This window comes from Variovorax sp. J31P207 (assembly GCF_030316965.1).
Classification (GTDB): domain Bacteria; phylum Pseudomonadota; class Gammaproteobacteria; order Burkholderiales; family Burkholderiaceae_C; genus Variovorax; species Variovorax ginsengisoli_B.
In genome coordinates, this window is the sequence record NZ_JASZYN010000003.1 from 51,345 (window position 1) to 74,272 (window position 22,928).

General features: G+C 70.7%; 24 protein-coding genes. 6 read left to right on the forward strand and 18 right to left on the reverse strand.

The window, feature by feature from the left end; translation table 11 throughout:
• Nucleotide 1: 1 nt before the first annotated feature.
• Both QTI68_RS11330 and QTI68_RS11335 read right to left on the reverse strand, forming a co-directional pair.
• Complete coding sequence (locus tag QTI68_RS11330) at nucleotides 2-1,417, reverse strand: nucleobase:cation symporter-2 family protein (protein ID WP_286521647.1); 1,416 nt, start codon at nucleotides 1,415-1,417, stop codon at nucleotides 2-4.
• Nucleotides 1,418-1,549: 132 nt separating this feature from the next.
• The gene (locus QTI68_RS11335) at nucleotides 1,550-2,452 is read right to left on the reverse strand and encodes a LysR substrate-binding domain-containing protein (RefSeq protein WP_286521648.1); all 903 of its coding nucleotides are present in this window, start codon (nucleotides 2,450-2,452) and stop codon (nucleotides 1,550-1,552) included.
• A gap of 86 nt (nucleotides 2,453-2,538) precedes the next feature.
• Between QTI68_RS11335 and QTI68_RS11340 the strand changes: the two genes are divergently transcribed.
• On the forward strand, nucleotides 2,539-3,186 hold the full coding sequence (locus QTI68_RS11340) for a hypothetical protein (protein WP_286521649.1): 648 nt from the start codon (nucleotides 2,539-2,541) through the stop codon (nucleotides 3,184-3,186).
• Nucleotides 3,187-3,190: 4 nt separating this feature from the next.
• Here QTI68_RS11340 and QTI68_RS11345 read toward each other — a convergent pair whose 3' ends face one another.
• The 8 genes from QTI68_RS11345 to QTI68_RS11380 all read right to left on the reverse strand — a co-directional run bounded on the left by QTI68_RS11345 (nucleotide 3,191) and on the right by QTI68_RS11380 (nucleotide 10,604).
• Nucleotides 3,191-3,781, reverse strand: a complete 591-nt coding sequence (locus QTI68_RS11345; protein ID WP_286521650.1) for a hypothetical protein — start codon at nucleotides 3,779-3,781, stop codon at nucleotides 3,191-3,193.
• Between the two features lie 94 nt (nucleotides 3,782-3,875).
• Nucleotides 3,876-4,631, reverse strand: a complete 756-nt coding sequence (locus tag QTI68_RS11350) for a ribonuclease activity regulator RraA (protein WP_503011657.1) — start codon at nucleotides 4,629-4,631, stop codon at nucleotides 3,876-3,878.
• 30 nt (nucleotides 4,632-4,661) lie between these two features.
• The gene (locus tag QTI68_RS11355; protein ID WP_286521652.1) at nucleotides 4,662-5,666 is read right to left on the reverse strand and encodes a Bug family tripartite tricarboxylate transporter substrate binding protein; all 1,005 of its coding nucleotides are present in this window, start codon (nucleotides 5,664-5,666) and stop codon (nucleotides 4,662-4,664) included.
• Between the two features lie 2 nt (nucleotides 5,667-5,668).
• Entirely contained in the window at nucleotides 5,669-6,679 is a 1,011-nt protein-coding gene (locus QTI68_RS11360; protein ID WP_286521653.1) for a Bug family tripartite tricarboxylate transporter substrate binding protein, read from the reverse strand.
• 77 nt (nucleotides 6,680-6,756) lie between these two features.
• Complete coding sequence (gene araD, locus QTI68_RS11365) at nucleotides 6,757-8,544, reverse strand: L-arabinonate dehydratase (protein WP_286521654.1); 1,788 nt, start codon at nucleotides 8,542-8,544, stop codon at nucleotides 6,757-6,759.
• 128 nt (nucleotides 8,545-8,672) lie between these two features.
• Nucleotides 8,673-9,731: a LacI family DNA-binding transcriptional regulator gene (locus QTI68_RS11370; protein ID WP_286521655.1), complete on the reverse strand. Its 1,059-nt coding sequence runs from the start codon at nucleotides 9,729-9,731 to the stop codon at nucleotides 8,673-8,675.
• A gap of 27 nt (nucleotides 9,732-9,758) precedes the next feature.
• Nucleotides 9,759-10,226, reverse strand: coding sequence for a nuclear transport factor 2 family protein (locus tag QTI68_RS11375; RefSeq protein ID WP_286521656.1), 468 nt, complete (start codon nucleotides 10,224-10,226; stop codon nucleotides 9,759-9,761).
• A gap of 9 nt (nucleotides 10,227-10,235) precedes the next feature.
• Nucleotides 10,236-10,604: a hypothetical protein gene (locus QTI68_RS11380; protein WP_286521657.1), complete on the reverse strand. Its 369-nt coding sequence runs from the start codon at nucleotides 10,602-10,604 to the stop codon at nucleotides 10,236-10,238.
• Between the two features lie 88 nt (nucleotides 10,605-10,692).
• On the opposite strand from QTI68_RS11380, the gene QTI68_RS11385 reads away from it, so the two are divergent.
• The gene (locus QTI68_RS11385; RefSeq protein WP_286521658.1) at nucleotides 10,693-11,421 is read left to right on the forward strand and encodes a TetR/AcrR family transcriptional regulator; all 729 of its coding nucleotides are present in this window, start codon (nucleotides 10,693-10,695) and stop codon (nucleotides 11,419-11,421) included.
• Here QTI68_RS11385 and QTI68_RS11390 read toward each other — a convergent pair.
• Nucleotides 11,418-12,326: a LysR family transcriptional regulator gene (locus QTI68_RS11390; protein ID WP_286521659.1), complete on the reverse strand. Its 909-nt coding sequence runs from the start codon at nucleotides 12,324-12,326 to the stop codon at nucleotides 11,418-11,420. The two genes, QTI68_RS11385 and QTI68_RS11390, sit on opposite strands and share 4 nt — an antisense overlap.
• Before the next feature lie 176 nt (nucleotides 12,327-12,502).
• On the opposite strand from QTI68_RS11390, the gene QTI68_RS11395 reads away from it, so the two are divergent.
• From QTI68_RS11395 to QTI68_RS11410, 4 genes are all read left to right on the forward strand, one after another.
• Nucleotides 12,503-13,699 carry an acyl-CoA dehydrogenase gene (locus QTI68_RS11395; protein WP_286521660.1) on the forward strand — a complete coding sequence of 399 codons (1,197 nt, stop codon included), beginning with the start codon at nucleotides 12,503-12,505 and terminating at the stop codon, nucleotides 13,697-13,699.
• Nucleotides 13,699-14,946 (forward strand): CaiB/BaiF CoA transferase family protein, encoded by a 1,248-nt coding sequence (locus tag QTI68_RS11400; RefSeq protein WP_286521661.1) that lies wholly within the window; start codon nucleotides 13,699-13,701, stop codon nucleotides 14,944-14,946. The genes QTI68_RS11395 and QTI68_RS11400 overlap by 1 nt, the downstream gene beginning before the upstream one ends.
• Nucleotides 14,943-16,613, forward strand: a complete 1,671-nt coding sequence (gene treF, locus QTI68_RS11405) for an alpha,alpha-trehalase TreF (RefSeq protein ID WP_286521662.1) — start codon at nucleotides 14,943-14,945, stop codon at nucleotides 16,611-16,613. The genes QTI68_RS11400 and treF overlap by 4 nt, the downstream gene beginning before the upstream one ends.
• Before the next feature lie 241 nt (nucleotides 16,614-16,854).
• Nucleotides 16,855-17,745, forward strand: coding sequence for a LysR family transcriptional regulator (locus QTI68_RS11410; protein ID WP_286521663.1), 891 nt, complete (start codon nucleotides 16,855-16,857; stop codon nucleotides 17,743-17,745).
• A gap of 24 nt (nucleotides 17,746-17,769) precedes the next feature.
• Here the strand turns inward: QTI68_RS11410 and QTI68_RS11415 are convergent, their stop codons facing one another.
• From QTI68_RS11415 to QTI68_RS11445, 7 genes are read right to left on the reverse strand one after another with little or no spacing between them, the layout of a single operon-like run.
• Nucleotides 17,770-18,234 carry a CopD family protein gene (locus tag QTI68_RS11415; protein ID WP_286521664.1) on the reverse strand — a complete coding sequence of 155 codons (465 nt, stop codon included), beginning with the start codon at nucleotides 18,232-18,234 and terminating at the stop codon, nucleotides 17,770-17,772.
• A 37-nt stretch (nucleotides 18,235-18,271) separates the two neighbouring features.
• Nucleotides 18,272-18,745, reverse strand: coding sequence for a hypothetical protein (locus QTI68_RS11420; protein ID WP_286521665.1), 474 nt, complete (start codon nucleotides 18,743-18,745; stop codon nucleotides 18,272-18,274).
• 8 nt (nucleotides 18,746-18,753) lie between these two features.
• Nucleotides 18,754-19,668 (reverse strand): glutaminase, encoded by a 915-nt coding sequence (locus tag QTI68_RS11425; protein WP_286521666.1) that lies wholly within the window; start codon nucleotides 19,666-19,668, stop codon nucleotides 18,754-18,756.
• A complete protein-coding gene (locus tag QTI68_RS11430) occupies nucleotides 19,665-20,567 on the reverse strand; it encodes a DMT family transporter (protein ID WP_286521667.1) in 903 nt (300 codons plus the stop codon). Before QTI68_RS11430 ends, QTI68_RS11425 begins: the two co-directional genes overlap by 4 nt.
• A gap of 52 nt (nucleotides 20,568-20,619) precedes the next feature.
• On the reverse strand, nucleotides 20,620-21,120 hold the full coding sequence (locus QTI68_RS11435; RefSeq protein WP_286521668.1) for a BON domain-containing protein: 501 nt from the start codon (nucleotides 21,118-21,120) through the stop codon (nucleotides 20,620-20,622).
• A complete protein-coding gene (locus tag QTI68_RS11440) occupies nucleotides 21,117-21,653 on the reverse strand; it encodes a flavin reductase family protein (RefSeq protein ID WP_286521669.1) in 537 nt (178 codons plus the stop codon). Before QTI68_RS11440 ends, QTI68_RS11435 begins: the two co-directional genes overlap by 4 nt.
• Before the next feature lie 43 nt (nucleotides 21,654-21,696).
• The gene (locus QTI68_RS11445) at nucleotides 21,697-22,926 is read right to left on the reverse strand and encodes a spore maturation protein (protein WP_286521670.1); all 1,230 of its coding nucleotides are present in this window, start codon (nucleotides 22,924-22,926) and stop codon (nucleotides 21,697-21,699) included.
• Nucleotides 22,927-22,928 lie beyond the last annotated feature (2 nt).

Genomic DNA, 22,928 nt, shown 5'->3' on the forward strand with positions numbered 1-22,928 from the left:
GTCATTCGGTTCCATGTGAAGTGCCGGCGGCCAGCGCGAGGGCGCGCTCCTTCGGCAGCACGCCGTTGTAGAAGAGGTTCAGCAGCACGGCCACGCAAGTTCCAAGCACGATACCGCTGTGCGTGAAGGGATGCGTCCAGGCCGGGAAATGCTGGAAGAAGTTGGGCGACAGCGTCGGCACCAGGCCGAGGCCGATCGAGATCGCGATCACGTGCAGCGCATGGCGGTTCTGGCTGTAGTCGATCGAGCCGAGGATGCGCACCCCGGTCGCCGCCACCATGCCGAACATCACGATGCCCGCGCCACCGAGCACGAAGGTGGGCACCGAGGCCACGACGTGCGCCACCTTCGGCAGCAGCGCCAGCGCGATCAGGAACAGCCCCGCCAGCGCCGCGACGTAGCGCGAGCGCACACCGGTGACGGTCACCAGCCCGACGTTCTGCGAGAAGGAGGTGTAGGGGAAGGTGTTGAAGATGCCGCCGATCACGGTGCCGAGTCCGTCGGCGCGCAGGCCGCGCGTCAGCGCGTCGGGGCTGATGCGGCGCCCGGTGATGGCGCCGAGCGCCAGGAACATCCCGGTCGACTCGACCAGCGTGATCATCATGACGATGCACATCGAGACGACGGCGCCGAACTCGAAGCGCGGCAGGCCGAAGTGGAAGGGCGTCGTGATCGCCAGCCAGCCGGCTTCCTCGATGCCGTCGAAGCGCATGCGGCCGAGCGCCAGCGACAGCGCGACGCCGGCCACGATGCCGAGCAGCACCGAGATGTTGGCCACCAGTCCGCGGCCGAAGCGCGACAGGACGACCACCACCGCCAGCACCACGGCGGCGATCGCCAGGTTGGCCGGATCGCCGTAGGCCGGATTGGCCACCGAATGGCGGACGCCGTCGATCACCGTCGACTGCGTCGGCTGGCCGCCGGCGGCCCAGTGGATCGCCACGCCCATCAGCGAGACGCCGATCAGTGTGATCACGGTGCCGGTCACCAGCGGCGGGAAGACGCCGAGCAGCCGCCCCATCAGCGGCGCCACCGCGATGCCGAAGAGGCCGGCCGCGATGGTCGCGCCGTAGATCGCCGGCAGGCCGAGCGAGGGGTCGACGCCGATCGCGATCATCGGCCCGACCGCCGCGAAGGTGACGCCCATCATCACCGGCAGACGGATGCCGAAGCACCAGATGCCCAGCGCCTGCACCAGCGTCGCGATGCCGGCGGCGAGCAGGTCGGCGTTGACGAGAAAGGCGATGTCCGACTTCGACAGCCCCAGCGCGCTGCCGACGATCAGCGGCACGGCGATGGTGCCGGCGTACATCACCAGCACGTGCTGCAGGCTCAGTGCGGCACAGCGGGGAAGCGGGATCTTCTGGTCGACCGCGTCGCTGTCGGGGGCTCGGGTCGTGAATGGCGTGGCAGGCATCAGGGGACCTTTCTGAGGGCGTCGAGGGGCAAGGACGGCCGCAGTCTAGGCAGCGAGGGTGTGCACGCGCAAAGTCATTGTTCAGCTCATGACGTCCACAAAAAGTGGACAGGCCGCGCAGCGGACCGGCCCTCAGGGCGCCAGCAGATCGTCGAGGCAGCGGATCACCAGCCCCGCCAGCAGGGTCGCTGCCGGCTCGGGCTCGCCGCCGGCGCGCATCACGAGCCTGAGCGTCTGCGGCGACAGGCCGGCGTCGCGCAGCGGCACGAAGACCAGCGAGCCGGCGCGGCGCTCCTCGTCGATGTCGAGCCGGTTCAGCAGCGTGATGCCGACGCCCTGGACCACCAGCCGGCGCATCAGTGCGGTCGAGGTGGTCTCGATGACCGGCGCGACGCTGATCGCCGAGCGCCGGAAGGCGCCATCGAGGATCGGGCGCAGCGACAGCGACGCCGCCGGCAGGATCAGCGGGTGGCCGACGCATTCCGAGAGCACCGTCGTCGCCCGCGCGGTCAGCGGATGGCCGGGAGGCACGACCGCGCCGATCGGCCATTCGCTGGTGAACAGGGTCCGGAAGCCGGCGCTGTCGGGCACGTCGTAGGCCAGCCCGAGGTCGGCATCGCCATCGCGCACGCTGCGCAGCACCTCGGCGATCGGCAGGTCGAGCAGCGTCAGCCGGATCCCCGGATGGGCGGCGCGGAAGCGCTGCGTCACGGTGGGAAGGAAGGCGCCGGCCAGGCCCGCCATCGTCGCCAGCGAGGCTTCGCCCTCCCGCAGGCCGCGCACCTCCTCGATGCGCTGGCGCACGGCGTCGAAGTCGCGCAGCGTGCTGCGGGCATGGGCCAGCACGATCTCCCCGACCGGCGTCAGCTTGAGGGTGTTGTGGATGCGCTCGAACAGCGGCGCTCCCAGTTCCTCTTCGAGATTGAGGATTTGCCGATTGACCGCAGTCGGCACCACGTGCAGCTGCTCGGCCGCCTTGCGGATCGAGCCGGCGCGGACCACCTCGACGAAATAGCGGACGACCTTGGCATGCATGGTGGCGCGGATTCTGCACGAGCCGCGCGCGCAGTTTTTTTCCTGCGCCCCCTGTTCAGGCCGGCCATCGCTGCCGATAGCTTGGGGTGGACACTTGGAGCCTTCCCCCATCCGGCGAGCCCGGCTATCGCATCCTGATGCGCGAAGGGTGCCGGGTGGTCTATGGGCACATGCCGTTGCCCGAGTTCCTGGCCCTGATGAAGCAGGCCCACGACACCGAGCTGCTGCACGCCGGCATGGCGCGCATGCTGGACGCCGCCGCCGTCATCGGCACCCCCGGGGCGCTGGCGCGGCTGCGCCTGCGCGAAACGCCCGCCGCCATCGAACGGATGCGGGCCCAGCTGGGCCGCGCCGCGCTGCGGCTCGATCCGCAATCGCTGCGCTGGCTGGCGGCCGGCGAGCAGGGGCCGGCCAGCCTCTCGCTGTTCGTGCTGCTGACCTGCGTGCGGCCCCGCCACTATCGGCACCGGTTGCCGGTGCTGCCGCGCGACGCCGGCGCGTTCCGGCGCTGCCGGCTGCTGATCGAGCAGGTGCCGGCTCTGCGGCATGCGCTGCCGCTGCTGGCCCAGCGCATCGCCGAGCCCGGCGTGGCCGAATGGGCGGCGCTTGCGCAGGCGTGGGACGACCTCTGCGCCCAGATGGACCACGAGGCGCCCGACTGGCGGCAGGGGCCGGTCGACGCCCCCGGCGTGACCGCGATGCTGGCCTGCTTCCGCGAACTCGAAACCGCTTAGGGGCCTAACGCCGCGGCCAGCGGGCCCCGCCGTTCAGCGGGCGGCGGGCGAAGAACCAGCGGCGCTTGCGGCTGGGGCCGCGGGCGGCGGCGGCCTGCCGTTCTTCGAATGCGGCCCATTCGTTCTGGAGCGTCACCGCCAGCGCGGCCAGGTTGGCCTGCTTGTATTCCCAGACGCCGGCGACCACGAAATGGCCCATGCGCTGGGTGTCGGGCATGGGCGTGATCAGGATGCGGCCGGCACCCATGGCCTGCAGCACCGCGGCGCGCTCGGCCGCCAGGCGGAAGCCTTCGGCATAGCCCTCGATGTCGCGCGCCAGCGAGATCTGGACCAGTGTGATGCTCGAGAAATGCTCGGCGATGAAGGCCACCAGCATGGGCAGCAGGACCCGGCCGATCTTCGCCTTGTGAAGGTGCCGGCTGGACTCGGTGTCGGTGGGCTTGAAGTGCTCGATGCGCATCTGGGTGCCGCCCCGGCTCACCGGCACCGGGTCCAGGGTGCCGATGTGGGTCTCGCCGTAGTGCGCGAGCATGGGCTGGCCCAGTACGCAGGGCCCCAGGTCCGGTCCCGTGAAGTGCAGGCTGTGGATGCTCATGCCCGATTGTCGGTGGGGGCATGGCGTTCGAATCGGACGAACAACGGGGCGTTGGCGGCCCAGTTCGTTCGTCAGGCCGCCGGCGCTGTGGCTTTCATTCGGGCTGGATGCCGGCATCCTTGGCGACCTGGGCCCGCGAGGCTTCGTAGGCGGCCCGCGTCTCGGCGTTCGGCGGGTAGGTGCCCGCGAGCTTCGCGCCGCCCTCGATGCGCGCGAGGATGAAGGCCTCCATCTTTTCCTGCTCGGTGGCGTCGCGGGCCACCTCGTCGGCGAGATGGTGGGGCACCACCACCACGCCTTCGTCGTCGCCGACCACCACGTCGCCCGGATAGACCGCCACGCCGCCGCAGCCGATCGGCACGTCGAGGTCGATCGCGTGATGGTGGATCAGGTTCAGCGGCGCGCTGCCGCCGGCGCAGTACACCGGGAAGTCCATCTGCGAGATCGGGCCGCTGTCGCGCACCGGGCCGTCCGACACCAGCCCGGCCGCGCCGCGCACCTTGAGCCGGGTGGTGAGGATCTGGCCGCCCGAGGCCACGCGGGTCTCGCCGCGGCAGTCGATCACCAGCACGTGGCCGGGCGGCACGCTCTCGATGCCCCTGCGCTGCGGATGGTTCGGGTCGTCGAAGGCGCTGATCTGGTCGAGGTCTTCGCGCGCCGGGATGTTGCGCATCGTGAAGGCCGGGCCGACCAGGTTGCCGCCGCTGGGTGTGGTGAGCCGGCCCACGCCCTGCAGGTAGACATTGCGGAAACCGCGCTTGAACAGCTGGGTGCACAGCGTGGCGACGCTCACGTGCCGCAGCAGTTCGCGGGTGGCGTCGGACAGGGGCGTACGGGGGGTGTCGGTCATGGTCATGCTTCTTCGTCGGGTCGGAGGGGGTCAGTTGGCGGTGGCGCCGGACTTGCGCACCAGCTCGCCCCAGCGCGGGATTTCCTTCTGCATCAGCGCCGCCAGCTGGGCGGGCGAACCGGCCACCACCTCCATGCCGAGCTGGTTGGTGAGCTTGTCGCGCACCTCGGGCTGCTGGAGGATGCGTGTGATCTCGCCCGCGAGGCGCTGCGAGATCGCCGGCGGCAGGTTCTTCGGCGCATAGACCGCCTGCCAGGACGCCATCTCGAAGCCCGGCACGCCGGCCTCCGCCATGGTCGGCAATTCGGGCGCCAGTGCCATGCGCTTTGAAGTGGTGACCGCCAGCAGCTTGAGCTTGCCGGCCTGCACCAGCGGCAAGGCGGCCGTGATCTGGTCGAACATGAAAGTCACCTGGCCGGAAGAGACATCCAGCATCGCGGGCGGCGTGCCCTTGTAGGGGATGTGGGTCAGCTTGACGCCGATCATGTCGGCCAGCATCTCGCCCGCCAGGTGGGTGGAGGTGCCGGCACCCGACGAGGCGAAGCTGCGCTTTGCGGGGTCCTTCCGCAGCAGCGCGATCAGCTCGGCCACCGAGCGCACGCCCAGGTTCGGGTCGACGATCAGCACGTTCGGCAGGAAGGCCACGAGCGAGATCGGCTCGAAGTCCTTCACCGGGTCGTAGGGCAGATTCTTGTAGAGGCTGGCGTTGATCGCATGCGTGCTGATGGTGCCGCCGAAGAGCGTGTAGCCGTCGGCCTTGGCCTTGGCCACGTAGCTGGCGCCGACCGCACCGGCGGCGCCGGGCTTGTTGTCGACCACCACCGGCTGGCCCAGGGCCTCGGCCAGCTTCTGGGCGATCAGGCGGCCGATCACGTCGGTCGAGCCGCCGGGCGTGAAGGGCACCACGTAGGTGATCGGGCGACTCGGCCAGGCGTCGGCGGACTGCGCGCGGGCGACGGCAGGGAGTGCGGCCGCCAGGCCGGCGGCGCCGAGCACCTGGAGCGCGGTTCGGCGTGGGATGGAGATGGGTGCCATGCTCACTCGACCCCGATGTTCTTGTCGCGGATCACGCGGCCGTAGCGCGCGCGGTCGGCTTCGATCAGCGCCTTGAGCTCATCCGGCCCGGTGCCGCGCGGCACCGCGCCCTGCTCGACCAGGGTCTGGCGGGTGGCGTCGACCGCGAGCACGCTCTTGACGTCGGCCGCCAGCTTGTCGATCACCGCCTGCGGCGTGCCGGCCGGCGCCAGCAACCCGATCCACGAGCCCGAGACCGCATTGGGAACGCCTGCCTCGGCCAGCGTCGGCAGCTCCGGCAGCGCCGGCGAGCGGGCGCTGCCGGTCACGGCCAGGCCGCGCAGCTTGCCGGCCTTGATGTAGCTGGCCGACTCGAGGATCGAGGCGAACAGCACGTCCACGTGGCCGCCCATCAGGTCGGTCATGGCCGGCGTGCCGCCCTTGTAGGGCACGTGCGTCATGCGCACCCCGGCCGCGGCCGCGAAGATCTCGCCCGTGAGGTGCGGCGAGCCGCCGCTGCCCGAGCTGGCGAACATGAGCTTGTCGGGCGTCTCCCTGGCCAGGGCGACGAACTCCTTGACGTCTTTCGCCGGCAGCGTCGGGCTCACCATCATCACGAAGGGCAGGTCGGCCACCAGCGACACCGGCGCGAAGGCTCGGTCGGGGTCGTAGGGCATCTTCTTGTAGAGCGACGGGTTGATGGACTGGGTGCCGACGTTGCCGATCAGCAGCGTATAGCCGTCGGGCCTGGCCTTGGCCACCATGTCGGCGCCGACCAGGCCGGCCGCGCCGGCGCGGTTGTCGACCACCACGCCCTGGCCCCATTTCTGCGCCAGCTTCTGGGCCAGCAGGCGGGCGCCGAGGTCAGTGCCGCCGCCGGCCGGGAAGGGCACGACGATGGTCACGGTGCGGCTCGGGTAGGGCTCGGCGGCGGGTGCCGTCTGCGCCTGCGCCAGGGCGGCGCAGGCCAGCAGCAGCGCCAGGGCGCAGAGCCGCCGCGCCCTGGCGGGTGGGCGGGGAATGGCAGGGTTCATGTTGTCTCGCTCCAGGATTAAAAAAAGGGGCGCGGCATCGCTGGCCGCTCGCGCCGGCTGGACCGGTCGCGCTTCGATCAGTGGATCTCGGGCTCTCCCTCGGGCTGCCCATCGGCCGCGTCGGCGCGGTAGTCGGGCGCCAGGAAGTCGAAGTCGCAGCCGGTGTCGGCCTGCTGCACGTGCTTCAGGAACATCACGCCGTAGCCGCGGCTGAATTTCGGGAGCGGCTTCTGCCAATCGGCGCGGCGGCGCGCGAGCTCGGCGTCGCTCACCTCCATGTCGATGCGGCGGGCCTCGATGTCCAGCGTCACCAGGTCGCCGTCGCGCACCAGCGCCAGCGGGCCGCCGACGTGCGATTCGGGCGTGACGTGCAGCACGCAGGCGCCGTAGCTGGTGCCGCTCATGCGGGCGTCGCTGATGCGCACCATGTCGCGCACGCCTTCCTTCAGCAGCTTCTGCGGGATCGGCAGCTGGCCCCACTCGGGCATGCCGGGCGCGCCCTGCGGGCCGGCGCTCTGCAGCACGATCACGCTGTCGCGGGTGACCGGCAGCTCGGGGTCGTCGATGCGCGCCGCCAGGTCGTCGTAGTTGCGGAACACCAGCGCCGGGCCGGTGTGGCGGCGCAGCTGCGGCTCCATCGCCGCCGGCTTGATCACCGCGCCGTTCGGCGCCAGGTTGCCGTGCAGCACGGCCAGCCCGCCGCTCTCGAGCAGGGCGTCGCCGCGCGGTCGGATCACGTCCGCGTTGTAGACCTCGGCGCCTTCGATGTTCTGCCCCAGCGTGCGGCCGTTGCAGGTGCGCTGGCTGCCGTCGATCAGATCGCCCATCTGGCGCAGGAAGGCGCGCAGGCCACCGGCGTAGAAGAAGTCTTCCATCAGGTACTTGCCCCCGGGCCGCAGGTTGGCGATCACCGGCGTGCTGCGCGCCAGGGCGTCGAAGCGCGCGAGGTCGAGCGCCACGCCGGCGCGCCGCGCCATCGCGATCAGGTGGACGATCGCGTTGGTCGAGCCACCCAGGCCCAGCACCGCGGTCACGGCGTTGTCGAACGAGGCCGCGGTCAGCAGGTCGAGCGGCTTCAGGTCCTCCCAGACCATCTCGACGATGCGGCGGCCGGTGTGGGTGGCCATCATCGAGTGGCGCGAATCGGCCGCCGGGATCGACGACGCGCCGGGCAGCGTGAGCCCCAGCACCTCGGTGGCGCTGGTCATGGTGCTGGCCGTGCCCATGGTCATGCAGGTGCCGGGCGAGCGCGCGATGCCGTCCTCGACGTCCTGCCAGTCCTGCTCGCTGATGTTGCCGGCGCGCAGCTCGGCCCAGTACTTCCAGGTGTCTGAGCCCGAGCCCAGGAACTGGCCCTTGTAGTCGCCGCGAAGCATCGGCCCGGCGGGCACGAAGATCGTCGGCAGATTCATGGCCAGCGCGCCCATCACCAGGCCGGGCGTGGTCTTGTCGCAGCCGCCCATCAGCACGCAGCCGTCGGCCGGGTAGGAGCGCAGCAGCTCCTCGGCCTCCATCGCGAGCAGGTTGCGATACAGCATGGTGGTCGGCTTCTGGAACGCCTCGCCCAGGCTCATGGCCGGGATCTCCACCGGGAAGCCGCCGGCCTGCCAGACACCGCGCTTCACCTCTTCGGCGCGCTGCCGGAAGTGGGTGTGGCAGGAGTTCATGTCGCTCCAGGTGTTGAGGATCGCGATCACCGGCTTGCCCAGGTAGTCGTCGCGCGAGAGGCCCATCTGGGCGGTGCGCGAGCGGTGGCCGAAGCTGCGCAGGTCCTTGGTGCCGTACCAGCGGTGCGAGCGCAGCTGTTCGGGCTTCTTGCGGCCGTCGCCCGGGTCGGCCGGCGTGGGGGATTGCGGTTCGCTCATCGGGATTGCCTCTTGAAATGTTAGCGCTGTCATTTCATCTTAAGGCGCGGAACGGCTTCGCGTCAACAGGGTATTTGCGCGGCGGGGGGCGCTGGGTCAGGCCGGTCCGAAGCGGCCAGCGGCCTGGCTCAGGCGCTGTCGCGCTCGATCAGCGAGAAGCCGAGGTCGAGCACCTTGTGCTCGACGGCGCGGCCTTCGGCACGGTCGATGATGAAGCGCGCCGCCTGGCGGCCGATGGCGGTGCCGTCGATCCGCACCGTCGAGATCGCGGGATGGGTATGGCGCGCGAAGCCGAGGTCGCCGAAGCCCATGGCGGCGACGTCCTCGGGCACCCGCAGGCCGCGCGCCTGGGCCTCGGTGATCACGCCGTGGGCCAGCGCGTCCGAGCTGCAGACCAGCACGTCGACCGCCGGATCCGTCGCCAGCAACTCGCTCAGGGCAGCGCGGCCGCTGCCCAGCGTGGTCGGCGCGGGGACGGTCTGCACCCGGGGCGCGGCGCCGCCCAGCGCCTGCCAGGCCTGCTCGAAGCCGGCCCGGCGCAGGTTCGCCCGCTGGTCGTCGCCCGTGACCACCGCTGGATGGCGATAGCCCTTGCGATGGATGTATTGCGCTATGTCAGCGCCCACTTTCTCATGAGAAAAGCCGACCAGCATGTCGACCGGCGTCGGCGTCAGGTCCCAGGTCTCGACCACCGGGATGCCCGAGGCCAGCAGGCGCCGGCGGCCCTCGGCCGAGCGCATGATGCCGGTCAGCACGATGCCGTCCGGCCGGCGTCCGACGATGGCGTCGATCAGCGCGTCCTCGCGCGAGTTGTGGTAGCCGGCCTGGCCCAGCATCAGCTGGTAGCCGGCCTCGGCCAGGGCTTCGGTCAGGGCCTGGATGGTCTCCAGGAACACCGGCCCGGCGATCGTCGGCACCAGCGCGGCCACCAGCCGGCTGCGGTTCGAGGCCAGGCCGCCGGCCAGCAGATTCGGCACGTAGCCCGTGCGCTCGACGGCCAGCCGGACCTTCTCGCGGGTCTTGGGAGACACGAGCTCCGGCGTGTTCAGCGCCCGCGAGACCGTGATCGCGGACACGCCGGCGAGCTTGGAAACATCGTCGAGCGTGATGCCGCCGCTGCTGCGGCGGCTCGGGCGTGGCGGAGCGTTGGAGTCGTTCAAGGCGGGATGGGATGGAGGCGCTAACATGGCCCTGCATCGGCCATTGTGGCAGGCTCAGAGGCCGAGATCGCTCAGTCCCGGATGGTCGTCCGGGCGCCGGCCCAGCGGCCAGAAGAACTTGCGCTGGTCGTCCCTGATCGGCAGGTCGTTGATGCTGGCATGCCGCACGCGCATCAGGCCGTCGTCGTTGAATTCCCAGTTCTCGTTGCCGTAGCTGCGGAACCATTGGCCGGAATCGTCGTGCCATTCGTAAGCGAAACGGACGGCGATCCGCGCGCCCTCGAAGGCCCAGAGTTCCTTGATCAGCCGGTAGTCGAGTTCGCGTGCCCACTTGCGCGCGAGGAAGGCCTCGGCCTCGGCCCGCCCGGCCACGAACTCGGCCCGGTTGCGCCAACGCGTGTCCTCGCTGTAGGCCTGGGCCACGCGTGCCGGTTCGCGCGAGTTCCAGCCGTCCTCCGCGAGGCGGACTTTCTGGATCGCGCTGTCGCGCGTGAAGGGGGGGAGCGGCGGGCGGGTGGTCATGGGCGAAGGTTAGCCGAGCTCGAAGGCTTCGCGGAAGGCGGCGCAGAAGGCCTCGGTCCCGCTGATCGACAGGCTGACCGTGTGCCGCACGACGCCCGCCGCGCCGGGCTGCACGCGCAGCCGGCGCTCGACCGGGTCGAACACCATCGACTGCGGCTGGCTGCTTTCCTGCATGCCCTGCAGGTCGTAGTCCCAGTCGCCGCCGTCGCCGACCGGCCCGCGCGGCGCGCCGAAGCCGGCGTGCGCCCAGTCCAGCACCTGCACCACCTCGGCCTCCACGGCCGCGACCTGCTGGGGGCCGGTGCTCGCCATGGCGTCGAACACGCCGACCCCCTCGGTGTCTTCGCTGTAGTCGAAATCCAGGAAATCCAATGTCATGCGCGGGATCATCCACGAAGCGCGGCGGCGGCTGAAGTAGACTTGCCGCGAGAATCCGAATTTAAATTCAAACTCAAGTTTGAAGGACATGTCCGCCCCCGCCAAGAAGAAATCCGCCGCGCGCACGCCGCGCCCCGATGGCGACGCCACCCGCGCCCTGCTGCTCGAAACGGCTGGCCAGGTGTTCGCCGAACGCGGCTTCGCCGACGGCACCAGCAAGGAGATCTGCGAGCGCGCCGGTACCCCGATGGCGTCGGTCAACTACCACTTCGGCAGCCGCGAGGCCCTGTACGAGGCGGTGCTGCTCGAGGCCCACCGCCAGGTAATGGCGCTGGACGACCTGCTGGCCCTGACCCACGGCCCGGGCGAGCCGGCACAGAAGCTGCGCCTGCTGCTGGCCCGCCTGATCGGCTTCGCGTCGCAGGGCTCGGCGCCCTGGGGTTTCCGGGTCGTGCTGCGCGAGATCATGACGCCGACGGCCGCGGTCTCGGTGCTGATCGACAAGGCGATCCGGCCCAAGTCCCGGGTGCTGCTGGGCCTGATCGGGGAGGTCCTGGGCCTGCCGCCCGAACACCCCGCCGTCCAGCGCGGCCTGATGTTCGCGCTGCTGCCCTGCCTGGTGATCCTGGTGGCGCCGAAGGAGGTGCCGGCCAGGGTGCTTCCCGCGGTCGCCAAGGAGAGCGGCGGACTGGCCGACGATTTCATCCGCTACGCGATGGCCGGGCTGGAGGCGATGGCGGCGGCGCATCGGCCGCAGCCGCCGCCTCCCGCTGCGAAGCCCGGGCGGGGCGCCAAGCGCACGGCATCGAGCGTCTAGTTGGCGTCGGCGCCCGCCTGCGCGAGCAGCCAGTCGCGAAACAGCGTCAGCGCCGGCCGTTCGTCCTGGGCCGCCGGCGTCACCAGGAAATAACTGCGTTCGCCGCGCAGCGGCCGGTCGCAGGCCACGACCAGCTCGCCGCGATCGAGCTCGGCCTCGATCAGCAGGCGCGGCATCAGCGCCACGCCCAGGCCGTGCGCCGCCGCTTCCGCGAGCATCGAGAACAGCTCGTAGCGCGGGCCGCTGCGCGCCCGCGGCGCCTCGACCTGCTGGGCATCGAACCACTGGCGCCAGCCGTCGGGGCGGGTGCTCTGCTGCAGCAGCGGCAGCCGGGCGATGGCCGCGGGCGACAGCTGGCCGCGCGGTGCGATCAAGGCCGGGCTGCAGACCGGCAGCACGTCCTCGCTGAGCAGTGCGGTCGAGCGCGTGCCGGCCCAGTTGGCCGCCTGCGCCGGCGTGCCGGTGTAGAGCGCCGCATCGAAGGGCGTCTCGTTGAACAGGAAGGGGCGGGTGCGGGTCTCGATGTGGACCGTGATGTCGGGATGCCGGGCCGCGAAGTCCGGCAGCCGCGGGATCAGCCAGCGGGTGGCGAAGGTCGGCACCGCGGCCAGCTGCAGCGAGCCGCCCAGCCCCTGCCGGGCCATGGCGTCGAGGGTGTCGCGCTCCATGGTGTCGAGCTGGCGCGCGATCTGGCGCGCATAGTCGGCGCCGGCCGGGGTCAGCGCCACGCCGTGGCGGGTGCGGCGGAACAGCGCCATGCCGAGGAAGTCCTCCAACGCCGTGATCTGGCGCGACACCGCGCTCTGCGTCAGCGCCAGTTCCTGCGCCGCCCGCGTGTAGCTTTCGTGGCGGGCGGCGGCCTCGAAGCAGATGAGGGCCTGGGTGGAAGGGATCTTTCGGCGCATGGTATGCGGGGGCTACATAGTTGACTCGCGCGTCGCACAAGCGGCGACGCGCCGGCACATTGTGCTTTGAAGTGCGTCAAACTCATAACTGGGTGTGGAATCGTCGTTTGCGCTCCCTCTCCCCGGCGCTTACGATCAGGGCCGACTTCCAGCACCCCCTCATCGGAGACTTTCAGATGGCCCACGCCGCATTTCAATGGGACGACCCCCTCCTGCTCGACCAGCAACTCACGGACGACGAGCGCATGGTGCGCGATGCCGCCAACGCCTACTGCCAGGAGCGCCTCGCCCCGCGCGTGATCGAAGGCTTCCGCACCGGTGAAACCGACCCGGCCATCTTCCGCGAGATGGGCGCCCTGGGCCTGCTGGGCCCGACCATTCCCGAGCAGTACGGCGGCCCCGGCCTCAACTACGTCTGCTACGGCCTGATCGCCCGCGAAGTCGAGCGCGTCGACTCCGGCTACCGCTCGATGGCCAGCGTGCAGAGCTCGCTGGTGATGGTGCCGATCAACGAATTCGGCACCGAGGCGCAAAAGCAGAAGTACCTGCCCAAGCTGGCCACCGGCGAATGGATCGGCTGCTTCGGCCTGACCGAACCCGACCACGGCTCCGACCCCGGCAGCATGGTCACGCGCGCCAAGAAGGTGCCCGGCGGCTACGCGCTCAGCGGCGCCAAGATGTGGATCAGCAACAGCCCGATCGCCGACGTCTTCGTGGTCTGGGCCAAGGAAGTCAGCGAAAGCGGCACGGTCGGCCCGATCCGCGGCTTCGTGCTCGAAAAGGGCGCCAAGGGCCTGAGCGCCCCGGCGATCCACGGCAAGGTCGGCCTGCGCGCCTCGATCACCGGCGAGATTGTGATGGACAACGTGTTCTGCCCGGAAGAAAACGCCTTCCCCGAAGTGCGGGGCCTGAAGGGCCCGTTCACCTGCCTCAACAGCGCCCGCTACGGCATCTCCTGGGGTGCGCTCGGCGCCGCCGAAGACTGCTGGCACCGCGCCCGCCAGTACACGCTCGATCGCAAGCAGTTCGGCCGCCCGCTGGCCGCCAACCAGCTGATCCAGAAGAAGCTGGCCGACATGCAGACCGAGATCACGCTGGGCCTGCAGGGCTGCCTGCGCCTGGGCCGCATGAAGGACGAAGGCACGGCTTCGGTCGAGGTCACCTCGCTGCTGAAGCGCAACTCCTGTGGCAAGGCGCTCGACATCGCCCGCCTGGCGCGCGACATGATGGGCGGCAACGGCATCAGCGACGAGTTCGGCGTGGCCCGGCACCTGGTCAACCTCGAGGTGGTCAACACCTACGAAGGCACGCACGACATCCACGCGCTCATCCTGGGCCGCGCGCAGACCGGCATCGCCGCCTTCGCCAACTGATGTCAGCCCCCGCCGCCACGCAAGGTGCCCTCGCGGGCCTCAAGGTGCTCGACCTGTCCCGCGTGCTCGCGGGTCCGTGGTGCACCCAGATCCTGGCCGACCTGGGCGCCGACGTGATCAAGATCGAGCGGCCGGGGGTCGGCGACGACACCCGCGGCTGGGGCCCGCCCTTCCTGAAGGACGCGGACGGCAACGACACCCACCAGGCCACCTACTTCACGGCCTGCAACCGCAACAAGCGCTCGGTCACGATCGACATGGCGACGCCCGACGGCCAGGCGCTGCTCAAGCGCATGGCGGCCGAGAGCGACATCCTGGTCGAGAACTTCAAGACCGGCGGCCTCAAGCAATACGGCCTCGACCACGAGAGCCTGCGCGCCGCCAACCCGCGCCTCATCTACTGCAGCGTGACCGGCTTCGGCCACGACGGCCCGCATGCCATGCGCGCCGGCTACGACCTGATGATCCAGGCCACCACCGGCATGATGAGCATCACCGGCCGGCCGGACGAGGTGCCCGGCGGCGGGCCGCTGCGGGTCGGCGTCGCGCTCACCGACCTGTTCACCGGCGTCTACGCCAGCACCGCGATCCTGGCCGCCATCGAGGTGCGTCACCGCACCGGGGAAGGCCAGCACATCGACATGGCGCTGCTCGACGTCGGCATGGCGATTCTGGCCAACCAGGCCAGCGCCTTCCTCAATACCGGCGTGGCGCCGCAGCGCCAGGGCAACAGCCATCCGAGCCTGGCGCCCTACCAGGACTTCCGCACCGCCGACGGCGCGATGCTGCTGGCGATCGGCAACAACGGCCAGTTCACGCGCTTCTGCGAAGCCGCTGGCCATCCCGAGTGGGCTGCCGACCCGCGCTTCGCCACCAACACGCTGCGCGTCAGGCATCGCGAAGTGCTGATCCCCCAAATGGAAGCCGTGACCCGCACCCGCAGCACGGCGCAGTGGATCGCGCTGCTCGAAGACAAGGCCGTGCCCTGCGGCCCGATCAACGACATCGCCCAGGCCTTCGAGGACGACCAGGTCAAGGCGCGCGGCCTGGCCGTGACCCTGCCGCGCGATGCCGGCGACGGTATCGAACAGATCGTCGGCGTCGCCAGCCCGCTGCGGCTGCAGTCCACGCCCCCGGTGCTGCGCCGGGCGCCGCCGGCGCTGGGCCAGCACACCGACGAGGTGTTGGCCGAGTTCGGCATCGACGAAGCCAGGCGCGCGGCGCTGCGGGCGGCGGGCGTGGTGTGAACGCGCCGGGCGCTTCGACCGCGAAGCGCTCGACGCGCGCCGCGGCAGCGCCCGCGCCCGACACGCTGACGCCGGCCGACCGCTACCAGGAGCTTTTCGTTGCGGTCCAGTCGGGCCGCGTGTTCGCCGACAGCAAGACCTTCGTCGATTGCGCGCCGCGCGCCGAGCCGGAAGCCGTCCTGGCCGCCTACCGTGCGCAGTGCGGCGAACCCGGCTTCGATCTCGCGGCCTTCGTGCAGGCGAACTTCGAGCTGGTCGAGCCGGCGCCCAGCGACTACGTCTCGGTGCCGGGGCAGCCGATCGCGGCCCACATCGCCGACCTGTGGCCGGTGCTGACGCGGCATCCGCAGGTGCATCCGCCGCGCTCCTCGCTGCTGCAGCTGCCGCATCCGTATGTGGTTCCGGGCGGACGCTTCCGCGAGCTCTACTACTGGGATTCCTATTTCACCCTGCTGGGCCTGTCCGGCGAACACCACCGGCCGCTGGTGCGCGGCATGGTCGAGAACTTCGCCTACCTGATCGACACCCACGGCCATGTGCCGAACGGCACCCGCAGCTACTACCTCGGGCGCTCGCAGCCACCGGTGTTCGCGCTGATGGTCGAACTCGCGCAGCAGCAAGGGGCGGTCGACGCACTCGACTTCCTGCCGCAGCTGCGGCGCGAGCATGCCTGGTGGATGGCCGGCAGCGAGGGCCTGGCCCCGGGCGATGCGAGCCGGCGCGTGGTGCGGCTCGCCGGCGGCGCCCTGCTCAATCGCTATTGGGACGAGCGCGACACGCCGCGCGAGGAGTCGTGGATCGAAGACGTGGCCACGGCGCAGGCCTGCGATCGTGAGCCGGCCCTGATCTACCGCGACATCCGCGCGGCCTGCGAGTCGGGCTGGGACTTCAGCACCCGCTGGATGCGCGAGCCGCCGCCCCCGGGCGACGCGCAGCCCTGCGCCCATGTGCGCGCCGCCACGGCCGCCTCGCTGGCCACGCTGTGCACCACCGACATCCTGCCGGTCGACCTCAACGCCTTCTTGCACCAGCTCGAATGCACGCTCGCCACCTTGAGCGGGCAGGCCGGCGACGCCGCCGCCGCGCTGGCCTATTCGCAGCAGGCCGAGGCGCGCCGGGATGCGATCGGCGAGTGCTTCTGGGACCCGCAGCAGGGCGCCTTCTTCGACCACGACTGGCGGCGGGGCGTGCGCCGCAGCTGCCTGACCGCGGCCAGCGTGGTGCCGCTGTTCGTCGGCCTCGCGACCGCTGCCCAGGCCGAGGCGCTGGCCGAGACCGTGTCGCAGCGGCTGCTGGCGCACGGCGGGCTGTCGACCACCGAGTGCGGCAGCGACCAGCAATGGGACCGCCCCAACGGCTGGGCGGCGCTGCAGTGGATGGCGGTCCGCGGGCTGGCCGACTACGGCCACGAGGCGCTGTCGCGCACCATCGCCAGGCGCTGGCTCGCGACCGTTGCCGCGCTCTACGAGCGCGAAGGCAAGCTGGTCGAGAAATACGCCCTGCGTCGGGTCGAGCGCGACGACACCGCGGGCGGCGCCGGCGGCGAGTACCCGCTGCAGGACGGCTTCGGCTGGACCAACGGCGTCACGGCCGCCTTGCTGGCCGAGCATCCGCAGCACACCGCGCACGGCTGCGTGGCGCATGCGGCGGCGCCGCAGCATCGCTGAGCAGCCACGGAATCTCGCTGCGGCCCACGCCCAGGTCGCGCAGGTCGAGCTCGCTCATCGCGCGCAGGTGGCGCTGGTCCAGCCAGCAGCGACGCAGCGCGCGCACCCCATCGAGCAAGCGGATGACGAGGGCGGACTGGGTCGACGGCATGGCAGTGGCTCCTTGAATGGAAGGCCATCTTGCAAGCTCCCGTGCTATTGTGGAAGTTGAGAATCCTGTCACTTCCAATCAGCTTTCCTGATGCGGCAACTCAATCTCGACCAACTCCGCACCCTGGTGTCCATCGCCGACCTCGGCAGCTTCTCGGCCGCCGCCCGGGCCCTCCACCTCGCGCAACCCACGGTCAGCCTGCACATCAGCGAACTCGAATCGCGCCTGGGCGCCCGGCTGGTGGTGCGGGGCAGCCGCCGGGTCACGCCGACCGCTGCGGGTGCTGCACTGGTCGAGCGCGCGCGGCGCCTGCTGCGCGACGCCGACGACGCCGTGGACGCCGTGCGGCGCCAGGCCGAAGGGCGAACGGGCCGCGTCCGGCTGGGCACCTCGACCGGCATCGTGGTCGAACTGTTGCCGCAGGTGCTCGAGGAGCTGGAGCGCGACCATCCCGGCATCGACGTCGAGGTCTGCATCCTCGGCTCGTCCGAGGCCATGTCGCGCCTCGCGATGGGCACGCTGGACATCGGTCTGGTGGCGATTCCGCAGCCACCGATGCGTGACCTGACGGTCACGCGCTGGCGCAGCCAGCCGATGATGGCTTTCGTGCCGAAGAAATGGGCGGCGCCGAAGCGGGCCACGCCGCGTTGGCTGGCAGAGAAGCCCTTGATCTTCAATGAGGCGACCACGCACATGTACCGGCTGACGATGGAATGGTTCGCTGCCATCGGCGAATCGCCGCGCCCGCGCATCGAGCTCAACTTCGACGCGGCGATGCTCGCCCTGGTGGCGGCGGGCTACGGTGCGGCGGTGCTGCCGTTGCACCAGCCGGTGGGCGCGGACTTCAACGAGCGGCTGCAGGTGTTGCCGCTCCGCCCGAAGCTGACCCGGCATCTGGGCATCGCGCACCGGCCGCGCGCGACGCTCGACGGAGCGACCGAAAGCGTGCTCCAGATCCTGGAGCGGTTCAGCCAGCGTTAGGCAGCGCGTGCGCGACGTTGCCGCTCAGAGCGCCCGCCCGACCACCGCCAGCGCGAACACGAGCACGCCCAGCGCCAGGTTGGTGGCGACCAGCTTGCGGATCAGGTTCAGGTTCGCGGCCGCCACCGGCCACTGGCCGGCCGCCACCGCGCGCAGCAGCCGCGGATAGGGTGCGAAGCGCAGGTGCAGGAACAGCGCCATCATCACCAGCCCGAGCGTGAACATCGCATGCACGCTCCAGTGCACCCGCGCGAAGCCGCCGGCGGCCCAGACCAGCAGCAATCCGCTCGCCAGCAGCACGCCGATGGCGGTCGAGACGCCGACGAAGAAGCGCGACAGCGCCGCCGCCATGAACGGCAGCCGCAGCGGCGGCTCGAGGCGCGCGACCGCGGCAGGGCGGACCGCGAAGTGCATCGTCGCCATGCCGCCGACCCAGAAGGCGGCGGCGAGCAGGTGGAGGAACAGCAGGAGGGCGGGAAGGAGGGACATGGCGTAGCGTAGACCAGAACGCCGATGGCCCGCGGCTTCAGCGGGGCTTCTCGAAGCCGCTCTCGATCCAGGCCTCGGCGCTGGCGGCGTTGAGCCTGAAGTCCGGCTTCACGCGCAGCTCGGCGAGTTCGCTGCCGGATTCGTCGTGCGCCCGCAGCATCGCGTGCGGATTGTCCTCGTCGGGCACGATCTGCAGCGACACGCGGATGCGCTCGGAGCCGGCGCCCACGCTGACGTGCTTGTTCAAGCGCGCATGCAGCTGCTGCTCGTGGCGGCGCAGCACCTCGTTGGCGGTCTTCACCAGCGTGTGGAAGGCCGGCGCGTCGAGCGGCTTCGGGTTCTTCTTGTCGCGGCCCATGGTCCAGGGGCCGACCAGCGCGGGCTCCGGGTCGCCCTGGCGGGTCATCGCGACGGCCCAGCCGTCGTCGTCCTCGTTCTTGATCACGCGGGCGGTCCAGAGCGCGTCGCTCCAGAGGGTGGCTTCCTGGATCGGGGCGGCAGTGTCTGTCATGAGAGCATTCAAAAAATGGAAAGGCCGGTGCGGGCCGTGAACAGCTCGAGCGCCTTCAGCCCGAGCAGCGAGTTGCCGTTGCCGTCGAGGGCCGGCGACCAGACGCACAGCGTCAGCTTGTCGGGCACCACGGCGACGATGCCGCCGCCGACGCCGCTCTTGCAGGGCAGGCCGATCGAGAAGGCGACGTCGCCGGCGGCGTCGTAGGTGCCGCAGGTGAGCATCAGCGCGTTGATGCGCCGTGCATGGCGCTCGGTCGTGATCTCGGGTTCGCCATCGATCGGGTGGGCGCCGTCGCGGCACAGGAAGCCGGCGGCGCGGGCCAGCTGCCGGCAGCTCATCCGGATCGCGCACTGGTGGAAGTACAGGCTCAGCACCTCGCGCACGTCGTTGTCGATCTTGCCGAAGCTCTTCATGAAGTTCGCCAGCGCGACGTTGCGGAAGCCGGTCACGGCTTCCGAGGCGGCGACCTCCTCGTCGTAGGCGATCGCTTCGCCGCAGAGGTTCGACATCAGCGCGATCAGCTCGGCCTCGGCACGCCCCAGGCTCACCAGCCGGTCGGCCACCGCGATGGCGCCGGCATTGATGAACGGGTTGCGCGGCTTGCCCTGCTCGTTCTCGAGCTGGACCAGCGAATTGAAAGGGTTGCCCGACGGCTCGCGGCCGATGCGCTCCCAGAGCGCATCGCCGAGCCGGCGCATCGCCAAGGTCAGCGTGAACAGCTTCGAGATGCTCTGGATCGAAAAAGGCGTGTCGGCATCGCCGGCCGCGGCCTCCTGGCCCTCGCAGGTCCTGAGGGCGATGCCGAACTGCCGTGCCGGCACCCGCGCCAGCGCCGGGATGTAGCTCGCCACCTGGCCCTCGGCGCCGAGCAGCGGGCGGACCTCGGCCACGATGGCATCGAGCACGGGCTGGAAGTTCATGGCCTGGCTCCCGGGCGCCGGTTCACGAGCACGATGCCGAGCGCCACGCCGCAAAGCGCCAGCACCAGCTGCAAGGTCAGCGGTTCGGCCAGCAGCACGACGCCGAACACCAGCGCGAACAGCGGCGTCAGGAAGGTGAAGGATGAGATCCGCGTGGCCGGATAGTGCCGCAGCAGCCACATCCAGGCCAGGTAGCTGGCGAAGGCGCCGATCACGGTCTGCAGGCCGATCGAGAACCAGGCGTAGCCCGAGTACGCAAAGCCCCAGCGCTCGCCGAGCAGCAGCGACAGCAGCGGCGAGACCGCCGCGGTCACCGCGATTTGATAGAACAGCGTCTTCTCGGCGCTGGCGGTGGCCAGCCGGGTGGCGCGGATCGTCAGCGTGGTCAGGCCCCACAGCACGCCGGCGGTCAGCGCCAGGGCATCGCCGCGCAGCTGCGCCGAGGTGCTGTGGCCGAAGCTCTCGCTGAAGGCCACCACCACGCCCGCGAAGGCGATCGCCAGCCCCACCCATTGCAGGCCCCGCAGCCGTTCGGCCGGCACCCAGCGCGGCAGCAGCACCGCCACCACGAAGGGCGAGGTGTAGAGGAACACCGTGAGCCGCGAGGCGGTCGTGAGCTGCAGCCCGAGGTAGATGCAGGTGAATTCGCCCGCGAACAGCGCCCCGGCCAGCAGGCCGCCGGGCAGCGTCCCGTCGCGCGCGAACAGCGGCACGCCGCGGCGCACGCACCAGGCCCACAGCAGCACCACCGCGCCCGTCATGCGGATCGAGGCCTGCCACAGCGGCGGCACTTCGCCGACGGTGGTCTTGATCAGGATCTGCTGCAGTCCCCAGAACGCGCAGCAGGCGATCAGCAGGGCGGTGGCGCGGGTGTCGAGGTGTTCCTTGCGTTCGATCATTCCGGGGATTTCTGTTCTTCTTGTGATGCGGCCGGCGGCCGGCGGGGCGGTGTCAGGGAGATGCGAGCGCATAGGGCGGGTGGCCGTTCGTGCCGACCATCAGCTCGGGCAGCACCACTTCCACGTCGGGCACGCTGCGCGCAGCGCGGTCCAGCGCGGCGGCCATGCTGCGCGAGGGCACGCAGCCCTGCAGGTAGACCCAGCGCCGCTGGATCACGACCCAGACGCTGGCGCGCCGCACACCCGGCACGGCGGCCAGCGCCGCCTGCACCTTGGGTGCCAGCGGCTTGTCGTAGCGGTAGGCGTTGCTGTCGGCGCAGCGGCCGGCCAGCCAGCAGCTGGTGCCGCGTTCGAGGCGCGAGTGCATCTGCGCGCGCCGCTCCTCGGCGGTCAGCAACGGGCCTTCGGGCACCGGGCAGCTGCGCATGCCCGACGCCACCTGGAAGAAGGGGTCGTCGAACCAGTTCTGCTTGGCGGGCTTGGGCGGCTCCTGGGCCGCCACGGGTTCGACCGCGCAGGCCACCGCCAGCAGCACCGCCGGCGTGGCCCTCAAAGCGGATGCTCCGTGTAGAAGCGCCCGCCGTGGAACAGCAGCGGCGAGGCGCCTGCGCTGTGCATGCAGCGCTCGACCTCGCCGACGAAGATCACGTGGTCGCCCTCGTCGTAGCGGCTGCGGTTGAAGCACTCGAAGCTGGCCGCGGCGCCCACCAGCACCGGCGCCCCGCCGACGCCCTCGGTGAAGGCGACATCGGCCCAGCGGTCGATGTCCTTGGCCGCGAAGCGCTCCGCCAGGCTCTTCTGGTTGGCCGCCAGGATGTTGATCGCATAGTGCGAGCCGGTGCTCAGCGCCGCCATCGAGGCCGCGCTGCGCGCCAGGCTCCACAGCACCAGCGGCGGATCGAGCGAGACCGAATTGAAGGAGTTGGCGGTCAGGCCCACCAGGGCGCCGTTCGCGGCCCGCGCCGTGACGATGGTCACGCCGGTGGCGAACATGCCGAGCGATGCGCGGAACTCGTCGATGGAGAAGGAGGGCGGTTGCGCCTGGGCGGGAGCGGTCACGGAAGAGGGGGGCAGTTGGAGGTCCATTTTGGCCGATCGGCCGCGCGGTCGCTGGGGCCGGCCGGAACGCTCAGCCGAAGAACCAGTAGCCGACCGCGATCGCGGCCACCACGCCAGCCAGTTCCGCCAGCAGCGCGCAGCCGACCGCGTGGCGCGCCCGCTGGATGCCGACCGCGCCGAAGTACACCGCCAGTACATAGAACGTGGTCTCGGTGCTGCCCTGGATGGTGGCTGCGACCTTGGCCGCGAAGCTGTCGACGCCCTGGCTCTGCATGGTCTCGATCAGCATCGCGCGCGCCGCGCTGCCCGAGAAGGGCTTGACCAGCGCGGTCGGCAAGGCGTCGACGAAGCGGGTGTCCCAGCCGGTGCGCGCGACCACCCAGCGGATGCCCTCGAGCGCCAGGTCGAGCGCCCCCGAGGCGCGCAGCACGCCGACCGCGCTCAGCATCGCGACCAGGTAGGGCAGCAGGTTCCTGGCGACGTCGAAGCCTTCCTTGGCGCCTTCGATGAAGCACTCGTAGACCTTCACCCGCCGCAGCGCGCCGACCGCCAGGAAGAAGACGATGAGCCCGAACAGCACCAGGTTGCCCAGCAGCGAGGACAGCGCGGCCAGCGCCGCGGCCGACAGGGTCGCCAGCAGGGCCATGAAGCCGCCGAGCAGCAGCGCGCCCGGCAGCAGGTAGGCCAGCACCACCGGGTCCCACAGCCTCAGGCGCTGCATGAACGCCACCGACAGCAGCCCGACCAGCGTCGAGGCGCTGGTCGCCAGCAGGATCGGCAGGAACACCAGTGTGGGATCCGGCGCGCCCTGCTGCGCCCGGTACATGAAGATCGTCACCGGCAGCAAGGTCAGCGACGAGGCGTTGAGCACCAGGAACAGGATCTGCGCGTTGCTCGCGCTGGTCGTGCTCGGGTTCAAGGTCTGCAGCTCGCGCATCGCCTTGAGTCCGATCGGCGTGGCGGCGTTGTCGAGGCCGAGTGCGTTGGCGGCGAAGTTGAGCGTGATCAGGCCGAGTGCCGGGTGCCCGGCCGGCACCTCGGGCATCAGCCTGCGGAACAGCGGGCCGAGCAGCCGCGCCAGCCGGTCGACGATGCCCGCGGCCTCGGCGATGCGCAGGAAGCCGAGCCACAGGGTCAGCGTGCCGAACAGCAGCACCATCACCTCGACCGACAGCCTGGCCATCGCGAACAGGCTCTCGACCATCGAGGCGAACACGCTGTGGTCGCCGCCCAGCAGCCAGCGGCCGAGCGCCGCGGCCGCCGCGGTCAGGAAGAAGCCGAGCCACAGGCCGTTGAGCACGC

Bases quoted from the DNA above. Each gene is read 5' to 3' on its own strand.
- QTI68_RS11440 (WP_286521669.1), bottom strand. From the start codon at position 21,653: ATGGACCTCCAACTGCCCCCCTCTTCCGTGACCGCTCCCGCCCAGGCG.
- araD (WP_286521654.1), bottom strand. From the start codon at position 8,544: ATGAGCGAACCGCAATCCCCCACGCCGGCCGACCCGGGCGACGGCCGC.
- QTI68_RS11335 (WP_286521648.1), bottom strand. From the start codon at position 2,452: ATGCATGCCAAGGTCGTCCGCTATTTCGTCGAGGTGGTCCGCGCCGGC.
- QTI68_RS11425 (WP_286521666.1), bottom strand. From the start codon at position 19,668: ATGAACTTCCAGCCCGTGCTCGATGCCATCGTGGCCGAGGTCCGCCCG.
- QTI68_RS11420 (WP_286521665.1), bottom strand. From the start codon at position 18,745: ATGACAGACACTGCCGCCCCGATCCAGGAAGCCACCCTCTGGAGCGAC.
- QTI68_RS11355 (WP_286521652.1), bottom strand. From the start codon at position 5,666: ATGGCACCCATCTCCATCCCACGCCGAACCGCGCTCCAGGTGCTCGGC.
- QTI68_RS11360 (WP_286521653.1), bottom strand. From the start codon at position 6,679: ATGAACCCTGCCATTCCCCGCCCACCCGCCAGGGCGCGGCGGCTCTGC.
- QTI68_RS11410 (WP_286521663.1), top strand. From the start codon at position 16,855: ATGCGGCAACTCAATCTCGACCAACTCCGCACCCTGGTGTCCATCGCC.
- QTI68_RS11415 (WP_286521664.1), bottom strand. From the start codon at position 18,234: ATGTCCCTCCTTCCCGCCCTCCTGCTGTTCCTCCACCTGCTCGCCGCC.
- QTI68_RS11430 (WP_286521667.1), bottom strand. From the start codon at position 20,567: ATGATCGAACGCAAGGAACACCTCGACACCCGCGCCACCGCCCTGCTG.
- QTI68_RS11385 (WP_286521658.1), top strand. From the start codon at position 10,693: ATGTCCGCCCCCGCCAAGAAGAAATCCGCCGCGCGCACGCCGCGCCCC.
- QTI68_RS11390 (WP_286521659.1), bottom strand. From the start codon at position 12,326: ATGCGCCGAAAGATCCCTTCCACCCAGGCCCTCATCTGCTTCGAGGCC.
- QTI68_RS11375 (WP_286521656.1), bottom strand. From the start codon at position 10,226: ATGACCACCCGCCCGCCGCTCCCCCCCTTCACGCGCGACAGCGCGATC.
- QTI68_RS11330 (WP_286521647.1), bottom strand. From the start codon at position 1,417: ATGCCTGCCACGCCATTCACGACCCGAGCCCCCGACAGCGACGCGGTC.
- QTI68_RS11350 (WP_503011657.1), bottom strand. From the start codon at position 4,631: ATGACCGACACCCCCCGTACGCCCCTGTCCGACGCCACCCGCGAACTG.
- QTI68_RS11370 (WP_286521655.1), bottom strand. From the start codon at position 9,731: ATGTTAGCGCCTCCATCCCATCCCGCCTTGAACGACTCCAACGCTCCG.
- QTI68_RS11345 (WP_286521650.1), bottom strand. From the start codon at position 3,781: ATGAGCATCCACAGCCTGCACTTCACGGGACCGGACCTGGGGCCCTGC.
- QTI68_RS11395 (WP_286521660.1), top strand. From the start codon at position 12,503: ATGGCCCACGCCGCATTTCAATGGGACGACCCCCTCCTGCTCGACCAG.
- QTI68_RS11380 (WP_286521657.1), bottom strand. From the start codon at position 10,604: ATGACATTGGATTTCCTGGATTTCGACTACAGCGAAGACACCGAGGGG.
- QTI68_RS11400 (WP_286521661.1), top strand. From the start codon at position 13,699: ATGTCAGCCCCCGCCGCCACGCAAGGTGCCCTCGCGGGCCTCAAGGTG.